At 38.8% G+C, this 15,712-nt stretch carries 11 protein-coding genes, 2 tRNA genes and 3 rRNA genes; 2 read left to right on the top strand and 14 right to left on the bottom strand.

What is annotated here, in order from left to right; translation table 11 throughout:
* The 5 genes from A4G16_RS01530 to A4G16_RS01510 form a co-directional block, all read right to left on the bottom strand.
* Window positions 1-810 (bottom strand): glycosyltransferase, encoded by an 810-nt coding sequence (locus A4G16_RS01530; protein ID WP_165888402.1) that lies wholly within the window; start codon window positions 808-810, stop codon window positions 1-3.
* 2 nt (window positions 811-812) lie between these two features.
* The gene (locus A4G16_RS01525; RefSeq protein ID WP_165888401.1) at window positions 813-1,748 is read right to left on the bottom strand and encodes a glycosyltransferase family 2 protein; all 936 of its coding nucleotides are present in this window, start codon (window positions 1,746-1,748) and stop codon (window positions 813-815) included.
* Window positions 1,749-1,763: 15 nt separating this feature from the next.
* The gene (locus tag A4G16_RS01520) at window positions 1,764-2,804 is read right to left on the bottom strand and encodes an EpsG family protein (RefSeq protein ID WP_237052401.1); all 1,041 of its coding nucleotides are present in this window, start codon (window positions 2,802-2,804) and stop codon (window positions 1,764-1,766) included.
* Between the two features lie 163 nt (window positions 2,805-2,967).
* Entirely contained in the window at window positions 2,968-3,915 is a 948-nt protein-coding gene (locus A4G16_RS01515; RefSeq protein WP_165888399.1) for a glycosyltransferase family 52, read from the bottom strand.
* Window positions 3,912-5,039: an LPS O-antigen chain length determinant protein WzzB gene (locus tag A4G16_RS01510; protein WP_165888398.1), complete on the bottom strand. Its 1,128-nt coding sequence runs from the start codon at window positions 5,037-5,039 to the stop codon at window positions 3,912-3,914. Before A4G16_RS01510 ends, A4G16_RS01515 begins: the two co-directional genes overlap by 4 nt.
* Window positions 5,040-5,187: 148 nt before the next feature.
* On the opposite strand from A4G16_RS01510, the gene erpA reads away from it, so the two are divergent.
* Entirely contained in the window at window positions 5,188-5,529 is a 342-nt protein-coding gene (erpA, locus tag A4G16_RS01505; RefSeq protein WP_165888397.1) for an iron-sulfur cluster insertion protein ErpA, read from the top strand.
* A gap of 60 nt (window positions 5,530-5,589) precedes the next feature.
* Here the strand turns inward: erpA and yidD are convergent, their stop codons facing one another.
* The 3 genes from yidD to rpmH are packed head-to-tail and all read right to left on the bottom strand — an operon-like array spanning window position 5,590 to window position 6,409.
* Window positions 5,590-5,910, bottom strand: coding sequence for a membrane protein insertion efficiency factor YidD (yidD, locus tag A4G16_RS01500; protein WP_165888396.1), 321 nt, complete (start codon window positions 5,908-5,910; stop codon window positions 5,590-5,592).
* The gene (gene rnpA, locus A4G16_RS01495) at window positions 5,859-6,233 is read right to left on the bottom strand and encodes a ribonuclease P protein component (RefSeq protein WP_165888395.1); all 375 of its coding nucleotides are present in this window, start codon (window positions 6,231-6,233) and stop codon (window positions 5,859-5,861) included. Before rnpA ends, yidD begins: the two co-directional genes overlap by 52 nt.
* 41 nt (window positions 6,234-6,274) lie before the next feature.
* Window positions 6,275-6,409, bottom strand: a complete 135-nt coding sequence (rpmH, locus tag A4G16_RS01490; protein WP_005599701.1) for a 50S ribosomal protein L34 — start codon at window positions 6,407-6,409, stop codon at window positions 6,275-6,277.
* Window positions 6,410-6,658: 249 nt separating this feature from the next.
* Between rpmH and hemH the strand changes: the two genes are divergently transcribed.
* Window positions 6,659-7,618, top strand: coding sequence for a ferrochelatase (hemH, locus tag A4G16_RS01485; protein WP_165888394.1), 960 nt, complete (start codon window positions 6,659-6,661; stop codon window positions 7,616-7,618).
* A gap of 387 nt (window positions 7,619-8,005) precedes the next feature.
* Here the strand turns inward: hemH and rrf are convergent.
* From rrf to recD, 6 genes are all read right to left on the bottom strand, one after another.
* A 5S ribosomal RNA gene (gene rrf / locus A4G16_RS01480) occupies window positions 8,006-8,121 on the bottom strand.
* A 191-nt stretch (window positions 8,122-8,312) separates the two neighbouring features.
* Window positions 8,313-11,213 (bottom strand): 23S ribosomal RNA (locus tag A4G16_RS01475).
* 256 nt (window positions 11,214-11,469) lie between these two features.
* Window positions 11,470-11,545: transfer RNA gene (locus tag A4G16_RS01470), tRNA-Ala, on the bottom strand.
* Window positions 11,546-11,602: 57 nt separating this feature from the next.
* Window positions 11,603-11,679 (bottom strand) — tRNA-Ile (locus A4G16_RS01465).
* A 114-nt stretch (window positions 11,680-11,793) separates the two neighbouring features.
* Window positions 11,794-13,333 (bottom strand): 16S ribosomal RNA (locus A4G16_RS01460).
* The 16S, 23S and 5S rRNA genes sit together here with 2 tRNA genes alongside, the layout of an rRNA operon.
* Window positions 13,334-13,688: 355 nt before the next feature.
* Window positions 13,689-15,659: an exodeoxyribonuclease V subunit alpha gene (recD, locus tag A4G16_RS01455; RefSeq protein WP_165888393.1), complete on the bottom strand. Its 1,971-nt coding sequence runs from the start codon at window positions 15,657-15,659 to the stop codon at window positions 13,689-13,691.
* Window positions 15,660-15,712 lie beyond the last annotated feature (53 nt).

Here is a 15,712-nt window from a genome sequence, read left to right as displayed (position 1 = left end):
CTATCCTTTTCTTAACTTCTTATAAACCTTTCCTAATAGGGATTTAGGTAATAATCGAGGCAATGCTCTGATTATAAAACAAATCGTGGCAGCACCAGCAGATTGCAATTTCAAATCTTTTTTTAATTTTGCTAATTGGTACTCGCTCTTAATATAGTCTAATCCTTTGCGGCGAGCATACATTGCAGCTCCACTTCTTACTTTCACCAAAATCTCAGGTAAATTAGACACTTGATATCGTTCTGCAATCACTCTTAACCACAAATTATAATCTTCCATATAAAGGTGGTGTTGATAGCCCCCCACTCTTTCAATAACTGATTTTTTATAAGCAACCGTCATATGATTAAATGGATTTCGTAATAAAGCAGAGGAATAAATTTCCTCACAACTTACCGGCACTCTCTTAATACCAAGGGAGTTTGACATGGTTTCGTCAAACTCCTCAACTTGGCCACTAAACAAAACAACATCAGGATTATTACGAATAAAAGCAACCTGTTTTTCAAAACGCTCAGACAAACAAATATCGTCCGTATCCATTCTCAGTACCCACTCATTGGAACAATGCTTTAATCCTTCATTTAATGCACGTCCTAACCCTATATTTTGTGGTAAACGAACAACGACAAGCGGTAATTTTTCAACAAATTTTTGCACTATTTTCTCTAAGTCTTCAGGAATTCTGCCATCAAAGACCACCACGATTTCACTTGCCGGCAAAGTTTGGGATGCTAAAGAATCTAAACACATCTCTAAATAAGCCGGTTTTTCTTTGTAGTACAAAGATATTAGTATCGAAAACGTCACAACTACTTTTCCTGCTTTTTCAATTTATGAACTATATACTTTATTTTTATAGTATGATAAAAAAGTTTCGGAGAGTAAATAAAAGAAAATATAATCTTATATAAGAAGCCAAAGTAATTTTTCTTAACTAGCTCTTCTCTAGCCTCAGTCATTAAAATTTTATTCATAGAATATCTTTCTTCTTTTCTTTTATTCAATTTCATTGAATTAAAAAACATATAATCGTTTCCATTCTTAAAACTCTTATATGCTTTATTTATATTACTTATTGTGGTATATAAATGAAAAGCATTTCTTCTAGTAACACTATTTGTAGAAAATCTATATTTAAATAATACCTTAGGATTATTTCCTAATCTAAATCCCATTGATAAAATACGAGCAATAAACTCCATATCTTCAGCATGTAAAGCTAAGGGATTATACCCTCTAGATTCAACAAATACTTTTCTCCTTGCTAAAAAAGTAGGATGAATTATTCCAATATCACCAGCCATCATAAGTTTTTCTAAAGCCTCATGGCTATTCAGTTTATTTGTAATACCAAGGTTACCATTTTCAGAAAAAAGCAAAGCATTACAACCACATAAGTCTAAATGATTTTCTTCTAAATATAAAATTTGCTCTGATAATCTAGTAGGTAAAGATATATCATCAGCATCCATTCTTGCTATATATTCACCAGAGGATAAGTCTATAGCTTTATTTAATGAATAGATTAGCCCCTTATTTTCTTCATTAAAATGTAAAACAACCCTATTATCTTCCTCCTTTATTAAATTTAATAAATTAACTATATCTTTATTACCAGGATTATCACATATAACAATTAATTCTATATTAGTATATGTCTGATTCAATATTGATTTAATTGATTCCTCAACCCATTCTACGGGTTCATTATATGTACTCATTAAAACAGAAATTTTCTTATTCATAATAAAAGCTCCAGTCTATAATAGGCTTTGAAATAAAGGAGAATAAATGAAATTATATGGAAAACCATTACCTATCACATAGGATTTTTGCGAAAAATGAATCAATTGTGAATCAATATATAAAAACCAAATAAATAAAAGAATAAAATTCAACAAACTCCTTCTATAAAGGACTCTGGAATAAAAAATAAAATAAGAAAGTGAAATTAACAATATTCCTCCTGCACTAAACATAAATCTATCAGATAGAGTTTTAAATTGAATAAAGATCAATGAAATAGTAAAATAGAAAAGTATAAAATTAAGAATTCGACTACTATATCTAGTCCGAAAATAATTATAATCAAACTTAGTAACAGAAAAGAAAATAAAAAAAATAAAAGAATAAATTGCTATTATAACAATATACTCTATATTTGACTCAAATTTATAGCTTGCCCACTGACCATAAATATATTCATTTATTTTATTATCCAAAAAAGGAATATTTAATAAAGAAAGGATAGATATTAGTAAAAAAGGGAAAATACCAATTAAAGAGAACACATACAGGTATACTTTCCTAAATTTAAAGAAACGAGAAATCCCTAAACACACTATAATAATTATTGCACTAGGATGAAATCCAACTCCAATTACACATAGCCCTACCCCTTTGAAAAGGTTATTTTTTAGAATAAAAGACACTCCTAGAAAAGTCACAGAAAATGCAAGAATATTTCTATAGGAGGAAACTATAGTAATTATACTTATCATAGTCAATATCTTAAATACAATTATCTTTAGTGTATGAATATCCCTATATTCAGAATATATATGTATAATAACACTAAAACAACTATAATAAATTATAAAAACACAGATAAAATTAATAAAGTTAAAATCAAATTCTAAGTAAGATAATATCTTTAAAAGTGATACCCAGCTATAATAATAAGATGTATATTCATTATACAATAAAGACAGAGTATTTAGATCTTTTATTTCATTAAAAAACAAAAAATAATGATATATATCCCCGGTTTCGTTAGTTCTATTATATAGAAATGCTACCATTGCTAATGAATAGGATAAGTTAAAGAAAAATATCCTTATATGATTCTCATTAAGATTACGTGATAAAAAGAAATAAAGCACCCCCCAATATAATCCTAATATAGGGAAGACAAAATTAAAAACAGAAAAAAAATAAATCATATAAAAACCTTAAGCTAATAAATTAGATTTCTATTTCACTATATGTATCAATCCCTAACTCTTCAAATAGCCTATATGCATTAGTAATATCATCACGATTTTCACTTATACTTAACTTTATTATACGTACTTCAACTCCCTCAAAATTAGCTATATTAAGTGCAACAGAGCTAAAAAAGGTATATACAATAATTTTACTTTTATAGAGAAGTAACTCAGAAATATAATCTTCAAAAATCATTTTAGAATAGATATATTCTATATTACTCAAATGATAATATTCTCTTGGATGAGGATAATAAAAATCTATATTAAATATAGAAAAAACCTTATTAATCAATGAGATATTCCTATCTTTATCAGCAAAAATAGGCTGACCTATTAGTATACTTATTTCATCTTTAGTAGTCGAAGGTAAATCAGATGGCTCTCTATTAGAAAAAATGTTTAGTGTTTCTACATTAGAAATAATGTTTTTATACTTTGGATAAATAGTAAAATGTTTTTTATTTATTTTTAATAACTTTTTAACTGAATAAGAGTTACGAATTATACAATTAATTATCTTCCTACTCAGCCATTTCTCAACTAAAATAGGTGGATTTTTAATGATATTTCCTAGACCATCATCGAATGTATATAATTCCTCAAAAATTATATTAGAAAGTATTTTTTGTATCCATAAAGAATTAACATTAGCCAAAAAAACCTTTTCAAAAAAAGATATAGATAAATATTTTTTGGGAAAACTTATTAAACTAAAAAGATATCCTAATTTATTAGTTTCAACACTAATATCAATATAAATTGATTTCTCACAAAAAGAAGACATTTTATCAAAATAAAATTTTATCTTATCATTTTTCTCAGAACCTAGAAAAACCCCAAAAAACTTTTCTGCTGAGTATTTTTTTACAATATATTCAGCTATTTTCACTTGTAATGGAGTATAACAAATAATCAAATTCATTTAAATTTACTCACAAGCAGATAATTAGTTAGGATAATTGACAAACAAGAAATCATCAAACCAATGAAAGTTCCAATTAATAGAATCAATACTCTTTTAGGCTTATCTTTATTAACCGGATAATCCGGCGATGCTTGATAACTATAAGCATCTGCCTTAGCTACTTTCGTTTTTTCAAATAAAGGCTCTAATTGTTTAAGTTGATAATCAATTTGATAATAGCGAGGGGGATAAATAATACCTTTTTCATTCGCCACATCAATTTGTGCTCTTAAGTATTTTTCACCTAACATAAACAAATAAGAACTATCTGCTAGTTTCGAGTCAGAAAGAGGAATTTTAGTATCACTTAAAGCCGCAGCAATATTTGATGGATTTGCCTCATTAAAAACTTTTGAATATTCTTTAATTCCCGCCTTTTGTGCGGTCTCATAGGCTTTATTTAAGTTTTCTAGCTGCACAGCTTTATTTACCGATAAATCCTCTTGAATAAGCGATTTTTCATAATTTAATGCCGCTAATACATTTTGGAAATCAACCAAAAAGTCTTCTAATTCAACGCTAAAGGCTTTGTTACTAATAAATTGAATCAATTCGCCTAGAGTATCTTGTGCTTCTACTGGCGTTTCCGCAGAAAAAGATATTGTACGTCCTATTGCATTAGGCTCTTTCTTTGCATCAGGAATAATAAAGCTTGTACTTTCATTACTTAAATTAAATAAAACAGCACGCTGCCCTTGTTCATCTTTCCCTTCAGCTAGCTTCTTATAAACATTAGAATTTACAAAAAATTCATTTTTAGTATCTTGAGATTGTGCCAATCGGTTAAAATTATTGAATAAACTTGCAGATAAAGCATTTGGATCAATAGGCTCCACGCGTAAAATTCGGTTATATTCTCTACGAATATTCAAATAATCACCTAGTTCTGTTAGTTTAGGTGCGATAACCGTTGCTTTCGACGTCCATTGTTCTTTAGCATTAAAAGCATATACTCCGGCTAAAACAGTTGTAATAAATGTCGTGAAAATAATCCATAATTTTTTATTCCATAAAATACGGAAAATTTCCATTAAATCAATTTCATCAGCCGGTTGTTGGGTTGCTTTTAGTGAATCTCTCATAGTTTCCTCTGAATTTAACCAATTTCCAGCCTGCCATTATACACGAGATATACTCCTAGTGTAATTTCTTTACTCTCTTTTAAGATTGCACTTATAGAATAATTATTAGATAATATTGAACTATAGTAGAAATTTGATCTAAAACAAAATGAGTGATATCCAGATTCCCTTAACTTTTACCGATTCAGCTGCACGTAAAGTGAAAAGCTTAATTGAAGGCGAAGATAATCCAAATCTTCGCTTGCGTGTTTATATTACAGGCGGTGGCTGTAGTGGCTTCCAATATGGCTTTACCTTTGATGATCAGGTAAATGATGGTGATTTAACTATTGAAAATCAAAATGTCGGCTTAGTGGTTGACCCAATGAGTTTGCAATATTTGATTGGAGGTACTGTAGATTATACTGAAGGCTTAGAAGGCTCACGCTTTGTCGTGAACAATCCTAACGCTAGCTCAACCTGCGGATGCGGTTCTTCATTTAGTATTTAATTAGCAAAAAAACCGTCAAATTTGACCGCTTGTCTTAAACAAAAACAGCCTAAATAATCGCTATTTAGGCTGTTTTTTATTTTTATGGCATCCGCAAAGTGGAACAGGATCTTCCCCTCCTTCGCTCATTGGATTACAGCGTAAAATACGCTTCAAGGCTAGATAACTACCTTTGATTGCACCGTGAATTTTAATTGCCTCCACAGCATAGGTAGAACAGGTTGGATAAAAGCGACAACGAGGGCCAATTAATGGGCTAATGGCATAGCGATAAAAGTAAATCGGCAACAACAGTATTCTTGCCAATAAACTTACATGATTCGCTTCATTTACTGATTGGTCTGAACCGGCTTTTTGCTCAGGCGAATGTGTCTTGCCCATAGTTTTTCAAGTGTTTCAAAAAGAGTTGCATTATCCAGCTTACCGATACCGCCTTTTGCAACAAACACGAAATCAAAATGAGGTAATTCATGTTGTTTTAAACGAAAACTTTCACGCACAATTCGCTTAATACGGTTGCGATCATGAGCCCTTTTTAAATGTTTTTTAGCAACAGTTAAGCCCAGACGGGGATTCTGCAAAGCATTAGCTCTAGCGAGAAGTGTCATTTGAGGAGTGCTTGCTCGAAGAGGATCTTCAAACACAGCCTTAAATTGAACGGGAGCTAACAAACGTAGCTCCCGAGAAAAAGTTAGCTTATTCACTCTTATCTAAAAAAGAGAGGTTTGCTTTTCTTTACTGCAAATTATGCAGATAAAGATTTACGACCTTTAGCACGACGACGCGCTAACACTTGACGACCGTTTTTAGTAGCCATACGAGCACGGAAACCGTGAGTACGAGCACGTTTTAATACTGATGGTTGAAATGTACGTTTCATTACTATCTACCTAAATTTAAAGAGTTGGCATACAAAATTATTTCTGCCAAACAAGGACCATAAAAAGAGTTGCAATTCTACAGGTAAACAAAACAAAAAGCAAGAATGAATCTAACATCAAATCGCATTTTGTAAATTTTTTGGAAATTTTAACCGCTTGCAATAAGAGGCATATTTTCGCAGAATTTTAAATCTCTTTATGGCATAATTCCAGTTAACTATTCCATTTCTTGTTCTTGAGAGTAAAACATGAATCAACAAAAAATAGGTATTTTACTTGCAAACTTAGGCACACCTGATGAGCCTACAACCCCAGCTGTTAAACGTTATTTAAAACAATTTTTAAACGATCCCCGTGTTATTGATTTACCTAAAATCAAATGGCAGGCTATCTTAAATTTCATCGTGTTACCAAAACGCTCTCCTAAAGTAGCTAAACTCTATAAATCTGTCTGGAGCAATCAAGGCTCTCCATTATTGGCGATTTCTCGTGAACAACAAAAAGCAGTTCAGCGCTATTTTGATGCAAAAGGGAAAAATGTGGTGGTTGAATTAGGTATGTCTTATGGTAATCCGAGCATAGAAAGTGCTACAGATAACTTAATCAAACAAGGGGTCGAGAGAATTATCGTATTGCCACTCTATCCGCAATATAGCAGCACAACTACTGCTTCTGTATTTGATGCTTTTGCCAATGGCTTAAAAACACAGCGTAAAATTGTACCATTTGATTTTATCCATAGTTACCATAACGATTCTCTCTATATTGAGGCCTTAGCTAATTCTATTGAAATTGAAGAAGATGAATTGCTATTATTTTCATTCCACGGTATTCCCAAACGCTATGAAACTGAGGGAGATTTTTACTCAAAACATTGCTATGAAACGGCCGAATTAGTTACAGAAAAACTTGGATTGCCAAGAGAAAGATGGCATTTATCTTTCCAATCTCGCTTTGGTGATGAAGAGTGGCTACAACCTTACACAGATGAAACCTTAGAAGGCTTTCCGGAAAAAGGAATTAAAAAAGTCGCTGTTGTTTGCCCTGGCTTCTCAGCCGACTGCTTAGAAACTTTAGAGGAAATCGCTGAAGAAAACCGAGAGAACTTTGAAAAAGCAGGGGGGGAATCTTACCGTTACATTCCGGCTCTTAACGCTAACGGTGATCATATCAAAGCGTTGGTCAAAATTATTGAAGCTAAAATATAAATATTATCCTCTGCTAATTAACTAGAAACCAGTAGAGCAATTACAGAGCGTATTAGCTTTTTAATGACGAATGGTGCCGTATTACCGGCATAAAAAAAGAATAGTTACAGATTTTTCTTAAAAACAGACCGCTTGTATTCGCTTATAACCACAAGCGGTCTACTTTATCTTGCAAAGGATTCGCGATATCATCATCCTTACTTTCTGCTTTCCCCTCACGGCCTCTACACCCTCTTTCCTCTTACTCTTTCTTCTTACCCTCGCTCTTCCCTCTGGCTCGAGCCTCTCTTTTCTCTGCCTCTGCCCATCTCTGCATGCCCTTTCTGCGTACCTACCCCAAAACAAAAACCCCAAGCCTATCGCTAAGCTCGGGGTCCTCTAATTAAGCCCTGATGTTGCCCTACTCTCACATGCGGAATCCACACACTACCATCGGCGTCACTGCGTTTCACTTCTGAGTTCGGAATGGAATCAGGTGGCACCACAGCACTATCGACATCAGGAAAATCTTCGATGATTCAGACTTTCTTCGTCTTTCTTTTTATCTTTGTCTTTCCAAATTGTTCTTTCGTTCTTTACTTTCTTCGGCTTTCGCCTTTCATTCGAAACAAGCTGTTACTGATTCTTAATTTCCGTCTTTTCGTTTTGTTTTGTTAATTTCTCAACCCTTTCACTAAAAACACTTGAGCGTTGTATAGTTAAGCCTCTCGGGCAATTAGTATGTGTTAGCTCAACGTCTCGCAACGCTTACACACCACACCTATCTACGTCGTAGTCTTCAACAACCCTTACCGACTTATAGTCGGGGAGAACTCATCTCTTGGCAAGTTTCGTGCTTAGATGCTTTCAGCACTTATCTCTTCCGCACATAGCTACCCGGCAATGCGTCTGGCGACACAACCGGAACACCAGGGGTGCGTCCACTCCGGTCCTCTCGTACTAGGAGCAGCCCCAATCAATTCTCCAACGCCCACGGCAGATAGGGACCGAACTGTCTCACGACGTTCTAAACCCAGCTCGCGTACCACTTTAAATGGCGAACAGCCATACCCTTGGGACCTACTTCAGCCCCAGGATGTGATGAGCCGACATCGAGGTGCCAAACACCGCCGTCGATATGAACTCTTGGGCGGTATCAGCCTGTTATCCCCGGAGTACCTTTTATCCGTTGAGCGATGGCCCTTCCATTCAGAACCACCGGATCACTATGACCTGCTTTCGCACCTGCTCGACTTGTCTGTCTCGCAGTTAAGCTTGCTTATACCATTGCACTAACCTCACGATGTCCGACCGTGATTAGCAAACCTTCGTGCTCCTCCGTTACTCTTTGGGAGGAGACCGCCCCAGTCAAACTACCCACCAGACACTGTCCGAACACCCGATTAGGGCGCTTCGTTAGAACATCAAACGTTAAAGGGTGGTATTTCAAGGACGCCTCCACACAAACTAGCGTTCATGCTTCAAAGGCTCCCACCTATCCTACACATCAAAATTCAATGTTCAGTGTCAAGCTATAGTAAAGGTTCACGGGGTCTTTCCGTCTAGCCGCGGGTACACCGCATCTTCACGGCGATTTCAATTTCACTGAGTCTCGGGTGGAGACAGCCTGGCCATCATTATGCCATTCGTGCAGGTCGGAACTTACCCGACAAGGAATTTCGCTACCTTAGGACCGTTATAGTTACGGCCGCCGTTTACTGGGGCTTCGATCAGGAGCTTCTCTTTCGATAACACCATCAATTAACCTTCCAGCACCGGGCAGGCATCACACCCTATACGTCCACTTTCGTGTTTGCAGAGTGCTGTGTTTTTAATAAACAGTTGCAGCCAGCTGGTATCTTCGACCGGTTCAACCTTCGTCCGCGAGGGACTACAATCTACGCCGGCGCACCTTCTCCCGAAGTTACGGTGCTATTTTGCCTAGTTCCTTCACCCGAGTTCTCTCAAGCGCCTGAGTATTCTCTACCTGACCACCTGTGTCGGTTTATAGTACGGTTTAGTGTAATCTGAAGCTTAGTGGCTTTTCCTGGAAGCGTGGTATCGGTTACTTCAGCTCCGTAGAGCCTCGTCATCACTTCTCGGTGTTAAAAGCGTCCGGATTTGCCTAAACGCTCCACCTACCGGCTTAAACAGGGATATCCAACACCCTGATAACCTAACCTTCTCCGTCCCCACATCGCAATTACACCAAGTACGGGAATATTAACCCGTTTCCCATCGACTACGCTTTTCAGCCTCGCCTTAGGGGCCGACTCACCCTGCCCCGATTAACGTTGGACAGGAACCCTTGGTCTTCCGGCGAACGAGTTTTTCACTCGTTTTATCGTTACTTATGTCAGCATTCGCACTTCTGATACGTCCAGCAAACCTCTCGATTCACCTTCTTCCGCTTACAGAACGCTCCCCTACCCAACAGACTTTCGTCTGATGCCGCAGCTTCGGTGACTAGTTTTAGCCCCGTTACATCTTCCGCGCAGGCCGACTCGACTAGTGAGCTATTACGCTTTCTTTAAATGATGGCTGCTTCTAAGCCAACATCCTAGCTGTCTAAGCCTTCCCACTTCGTTTCCCACTTAACTAGTACTTGGGGACCTTAGCTGGCGGTCTGGGTTGTTTCCCTCTCCACGATGGACGTTAGCACCCACCGTGTGTCTCCTGAGTATCACTCTTCGGTATTCGCAGTTTGCATCGGGTTGGTAATCCGGGATGGACCCCTAGCCGAAACAGTGCTCTACCCCCGAAGGTGTCCGCTCAAGGCTCTACCTAAATAGATTTCGGGGAGAACCAGCTATCTCCCGGTTTGATTGGCCTTTCACCCCCAGCCACAAGTCATCCGCTAATTTTTCAACATTAGTCGGTTCGGTCCTCCAATTAGTGTTACCCAATCTTCAACCTGCCCATGGCTAGATCACCGGGTTTCGGGTCTATACCTTGCAACTCAAACGCCCAGTTAAGACTCGGTTTCCCTACGGCTCCCTTATTCAGTTAACCTTGCTACAAAATATAAGTCGCTGACCCATTATACAAAAGGTACGCAGTCACAGAACAAGTCTGCTCCCACTGCTTGTACGCACAAGGTTTCAGGTTCTATTTCACTCCCCTCGCCGGGGTTCTTTTCGCCTTTCCTTCACAGTACTGGTTCACTATCGGTCAATCAGGAGTATTTAGCCTTGGAGGATGGTCCCCCCATCTTCAAACAGGATATCACGTGTCCCGCCCTACTTGTTGTTAGCCTAGTACCACAATAATGTTTTCGAGTACGGGACTATCACCCTCTGTGGTTGAGCTTCCCAGCTCATTCCTCTAACAAAACTGCTATCACTAACTGGCTCTTTCGCGTTCGCTCGCCGCTACTAACGAAATCTCGGTTGATTTCTTTTCCTCGGGGTACTTAGATGTTTCAGTTCTCCCGGTTTGCCTCATTTACCTATGTATTCAGTAAATGATAGTAGGTTCTTCACCTACTGGGTTTCCCCATTCGGACATCTTGGATTAAACGCCTCTTATCGACTCATCCAAGCTTTTCGCAGATTAGCACGTCCTTCTTCGCCTCTGATTGCCAAGGCATCCACCTTGTGCGCTTAGTCACTTAACTATACAACCTCAAATGTTTTTTTCTCGGTTGCTAAATTAACAACTTGCTTGAGTGCTTTTGTTCACTCAAGACTTCAACTACTCAGACTTTCTTTCGAAAATCTCTCAGTTTTTCAGCTTGTTTCCAATTTTTTAAAGAACATTAAGACAATGGCTTTCGCCTATCATCATACCTAAAACAACAAGCGGTTTATTTTCTGTTGAATTTTGCAATTTTTTGCTTTAATTCAACCGCTTGCAACCTTAGGTATGATGATTGGTGGAGATAAGCGGGATCGAACCGCTGACCTCCTGCGTGCAAGGCAGGCGCTCTCCCAGCTGAGCTATATCCCCAATTTCATCTTCCGTTTTCTTCACTCATAGTCGCTTCGCTTTCGCTTGCCTTCTGAGTGGTGGGTCTGAGTGGACTTGAACCACCGACCTCACCCTTATCAGGGGTGCGCTCTAACCACCTGAGCTACAGACCCAACGGATGACCTTCGGTTTTGTCTTCTACTTTCATCTATCAAACAATCTGTGTGAACACTTGCTGTCGTTACAGCTCCACTTCGCTCTCGCTTAGCTTCACCCTTGATTTTTGGTAAGGAGGTGATCCAACCGCAGGTTCCCCTACGGTTACCTTGTTACGACTTCACCCCAGTCATGAATCATACCGTGGTAAACGCCCCCCTTGCGGTTAAGCTATCTACTTCTGGTACAACCCACTCCCATGGTGTGACGGGCGGTGTGTACAAGGCCCGGGAACGTATTCACCGCAACATTCTGATTTGCGATTACTAGCGATTCCGACTTCATGGAGTCGAGTTGCAGACTCCAATCCGGACTTAGACGTACTTTCTGAGATTCGCTCACCATCGCTGGGTCGCCGCCCTCTGTATACGCCATTGTAGCACGTGTGTAGCCCTACTCGTAAGGGCCATGATGACTTGACGTCATCCCCACCTTCCTCCGGTTTATCACCGGCAGTCTCCTTTGAGTTCCCGACCGAATCGCTGGCAACAAAGGATAAGGGTTGCGCTCGTTGCGGGACTTAACCCAACATTTCACAACACGAGCTGACGACAGCCATGCAGCACCTGTCTCAAAGTTCCCGAAGGCACACTCGCATCTCTGCAAGCTTCTTTGGATGTCAAGAGTAGGTAAGGTTCTTCGCGTTGCATCGAATTAAACCACATGCTCCACCGCTTGTGCGGGCCCCCGTCAATTCATTTGAGTTTTAACCTTGCGGCCGTACTCCCCAGGCGGTCGATTTATCACGTTAGCTACGGGCACCAGAGTTAAACCCCAATCCCCAAATCGACAGCGTTTACGGCGTGGACTACCAGGGTATCTAATCCTGTTTGCTCCCCACGCTTTCGCACATGAGCGTCAGTACATTCCCAAGGGGCTGCCTTCGCCTTCGGTATTCCTCCACATCTCTACGCATTTCACCGCTACACGTGGAATTCTACCCCTCCCTAAAGTACTCTAGACTCCCAGTCTGAAATGCAATTCCCAGGTTAAGCCCGGGGATTTCACACCTCACTTAAAAGTCCGCCTGCGTGCCCTTTACGCCCAGTTATTCCGATTAACGCTCGCACCCCCCGTATTACCGCGGCTGCTGGCACGGAGTTAGCCGGTGCTTCTTCTGTAGTTAACGTCAATTGATTGTTCTATTAAAACAATCACCTTCCTCGCTACCGAAAGAACTTTACAACCCGAAGGCCTTCTTCATTCACGCGGCATGGCTGCATCAGGGTTCCCCCCATTGTGCAATATTCCCCACTGCTGCCTCCCGTAGGAGTCTGGACCGTGTCTCAGTTCCAGTGTGGCTGGTCATCCTCTCAGACCAGCTAGAGATCGCGGGCTTGGTGAGCCTTTACCTCACCAACTACCTAATCCCACTTGGGCTCATCTTATGGCAGGTGGCCAAATGGTCCCACCCTTTAGTCCACAGACATTACGCGGTATTAGCTACCGTTTCCAGTAGTTATCCCCCTCCATAAGCTAGATTCCCAAGCATTACTCACCCGTCCGCCACTCGTCACCCAGGGAGCAAGCTCCCTTGTGCTACCGTTCGACTTGCATGTGTTAAGCCTGCCGCCAGCGTTCAATCTGAGCCATGATCAAACTCTTCAATTCAAAAAGTTTAATCGCTCAATATGTACTGACATAAAATCGCACTTTCAAATTTACACTCAACTCAATGTTAAGTTAAAAGAAAGTAATGAATTTCTAGTTAAGCACCTATTAAGACTTCAAAATTAAAAAAAATATTTTTAAATCAAGTCAATCAACAAGTGCCCACACAGATTGTCTGATAAATTTTTAAAGAACAAAATAAAACGACGCACTGCAATCTAAACAAACCGTTCACAACAGCGCGTCGTTGTGTGGTGCGTATTATAGGGAAAAATAAAACGAACGCAAGCAAAAATTGTAAAAAAATTGAAAAATATTACCGCTTGCATAGTTTTAATACAACTCGATTATTCTGTTAGCAAAATTTGGCAATTAATTGTTCTTTTAGCCCACTTTGTCTTTCTGTTTTAGAAGCAACGCTATATTTCCAGACTTTTTCACTTCCAAATAAAGTGAATCTATCTTTTGCACGCGTAATAGCGGTATAAATCAGCTCTTTGGTTAGGACAGGGGAAATCGAAAGCGGTAAAACTAAAAGCGTATGTTCAAATTCCGAACCTTGTGATTTATGCACCGTCATAATATAGGCAGCTTCGTGATTTGGAACTTGGCTAAGTGATAAGTTGTGGTGTTGCTCGCTTTCGCCCTGTTTCGAATCAAAATATACTCTACTTTCGCCATTTTCATCAGGTAGAATAATGCCGATATCACCACTTGCCACTTTATTACTTAACATGTTTTCTGTAATTAATATCGGCTTACCGATATAACGCTCTCGGCTATGGTTAAATTGTACTAAACCTGCATGACGTAAGCCTTCCGCAATAAAGTGATTCAATCGTTCTACTCCCAATTCCCCAACACGCAATGCTGACAAAAACCTCACTTGTTGAAATTTTTCAAAAATCTCTGCAATGCTAACAGATTGAGGCTCTAGCTCTCTCTGTTTTACTGCCAGGAGATAGTCACGATAAAATTTCACTGCGTTATCTACCACTAACTGCACACTTTTTTGCGTCCAATTTGCTTTATCTTCCATCTCTTTTGTTTCAGGATAAAGCACCGTTTCTAGCTTGCCACTATTTTTGTATTTTTCTAAAATGTCCCACGATAATTGAATCTTTTGCTCATTTACCGCATTAGCTAATTCGCCAATCCACGCTTTTTCCCCGAAACGATAGCTATGTTTCAAATGTGAGAGTGAATCACAGATCGGCAAAGGTTCTCCTGCCTTAAGCTGGTAGTGGGTAACTTCTTTGAGATAATCACAATGTTGCTGGCTGTAGCCATATTGCAAAAATGCACCTAATTCGCCCATAATCGCCCCCGCTTCCACAGAGGCCAGCTGATCTTTATCTCCCAGCATAATCAAGCGAGCCGAAGGTTTTAGAGCTTGTACTATCTTCTCCATCATAGATAAATCAAGCATTGAAGATTCATCCAATACTAATAAATCATAATGCAGTGGATTTTGGGCATGATATTTAGTTTCTTCTGTGAGCGGTCTTGCACCAAGTAAACGGTGGATCGTGACTGCTTCACTTGGAATAGCTTCTTTTAAACCTTGCGCTAAATTCTTTTCTTCAGCTAACTTAGCCTCAATCGACTCTTTCATGCGGGAGGCAGCTTTGCCCGTTGGTGCAGCTAATGCAATTTGTAATAACGGAGCATTTTGTGCCAGCTGTTTAAGTTGAAGAGCAAGCAATAATTTTACGACAGTAGTCGTTTTTCCCGTGCCAGGCCCACCAGAAATAAGGCTAAAATTCTGCTTCAATGCTGTTGCAACCGCCACTTTTTGCCAATCAATTTCGTCTTGAGTTTGTTTGTCTTTGAATAACTGTTGGATAATCTGCTCATCTAACTGAGTATTTGCAATTTTGGGGGAAAATTCGACCGCTTGTTGTAAATAAGTTGCAATATTATGCTCCGCCTGCCAGTAGCGGTAGAAATAGAGCAAACCATTTTGAAACAGCATGGGAGCAATTTTTCGTGGTGAATCACTAAAAGCGATATGATTTTTCAGCACTGATTGCCATTCAAGCGGTGGAATTTGTTCGATTTTTTGCAAAATACTTTGTAGAAAAGGCTGAGTTGAAACTTTATTTTTCAGCTCAAAAAAATTCGAGATATTGGCTGAACCTAAACGCAATGCCGTATGCCCTTGAGCCACCCGATAGGAAACCAAAGCCGCTAGCAACACCGCTAAATTTTTTTGAAGCGGTGAATAGTCGTAATTTTGCTGCTTGCTATCAATCAAGCGGGCAAATTGATAGTTTAAATCGGAAATAATCTTTTCTTTTTTCAATTCAAGTAATAAATTCAGCATAAGGAAACCGTCTCTTATTAGATATGCTAATACTAATCTTTTTTGCATTATTT

The sequence above is a fragment of the Mannheimia granulomatis genome (assembly GCF_011455695.1).
Lineage (GTDB): Bacteria > Pseudomonadota > Gammaproteobacteria > Enterobacterales > Pasteurellaceae > Mannheimia > Mannheimia granulomatis_A.
This window is presented reverse-complemented; position numbering and strand designations above follow the sequence as displayed.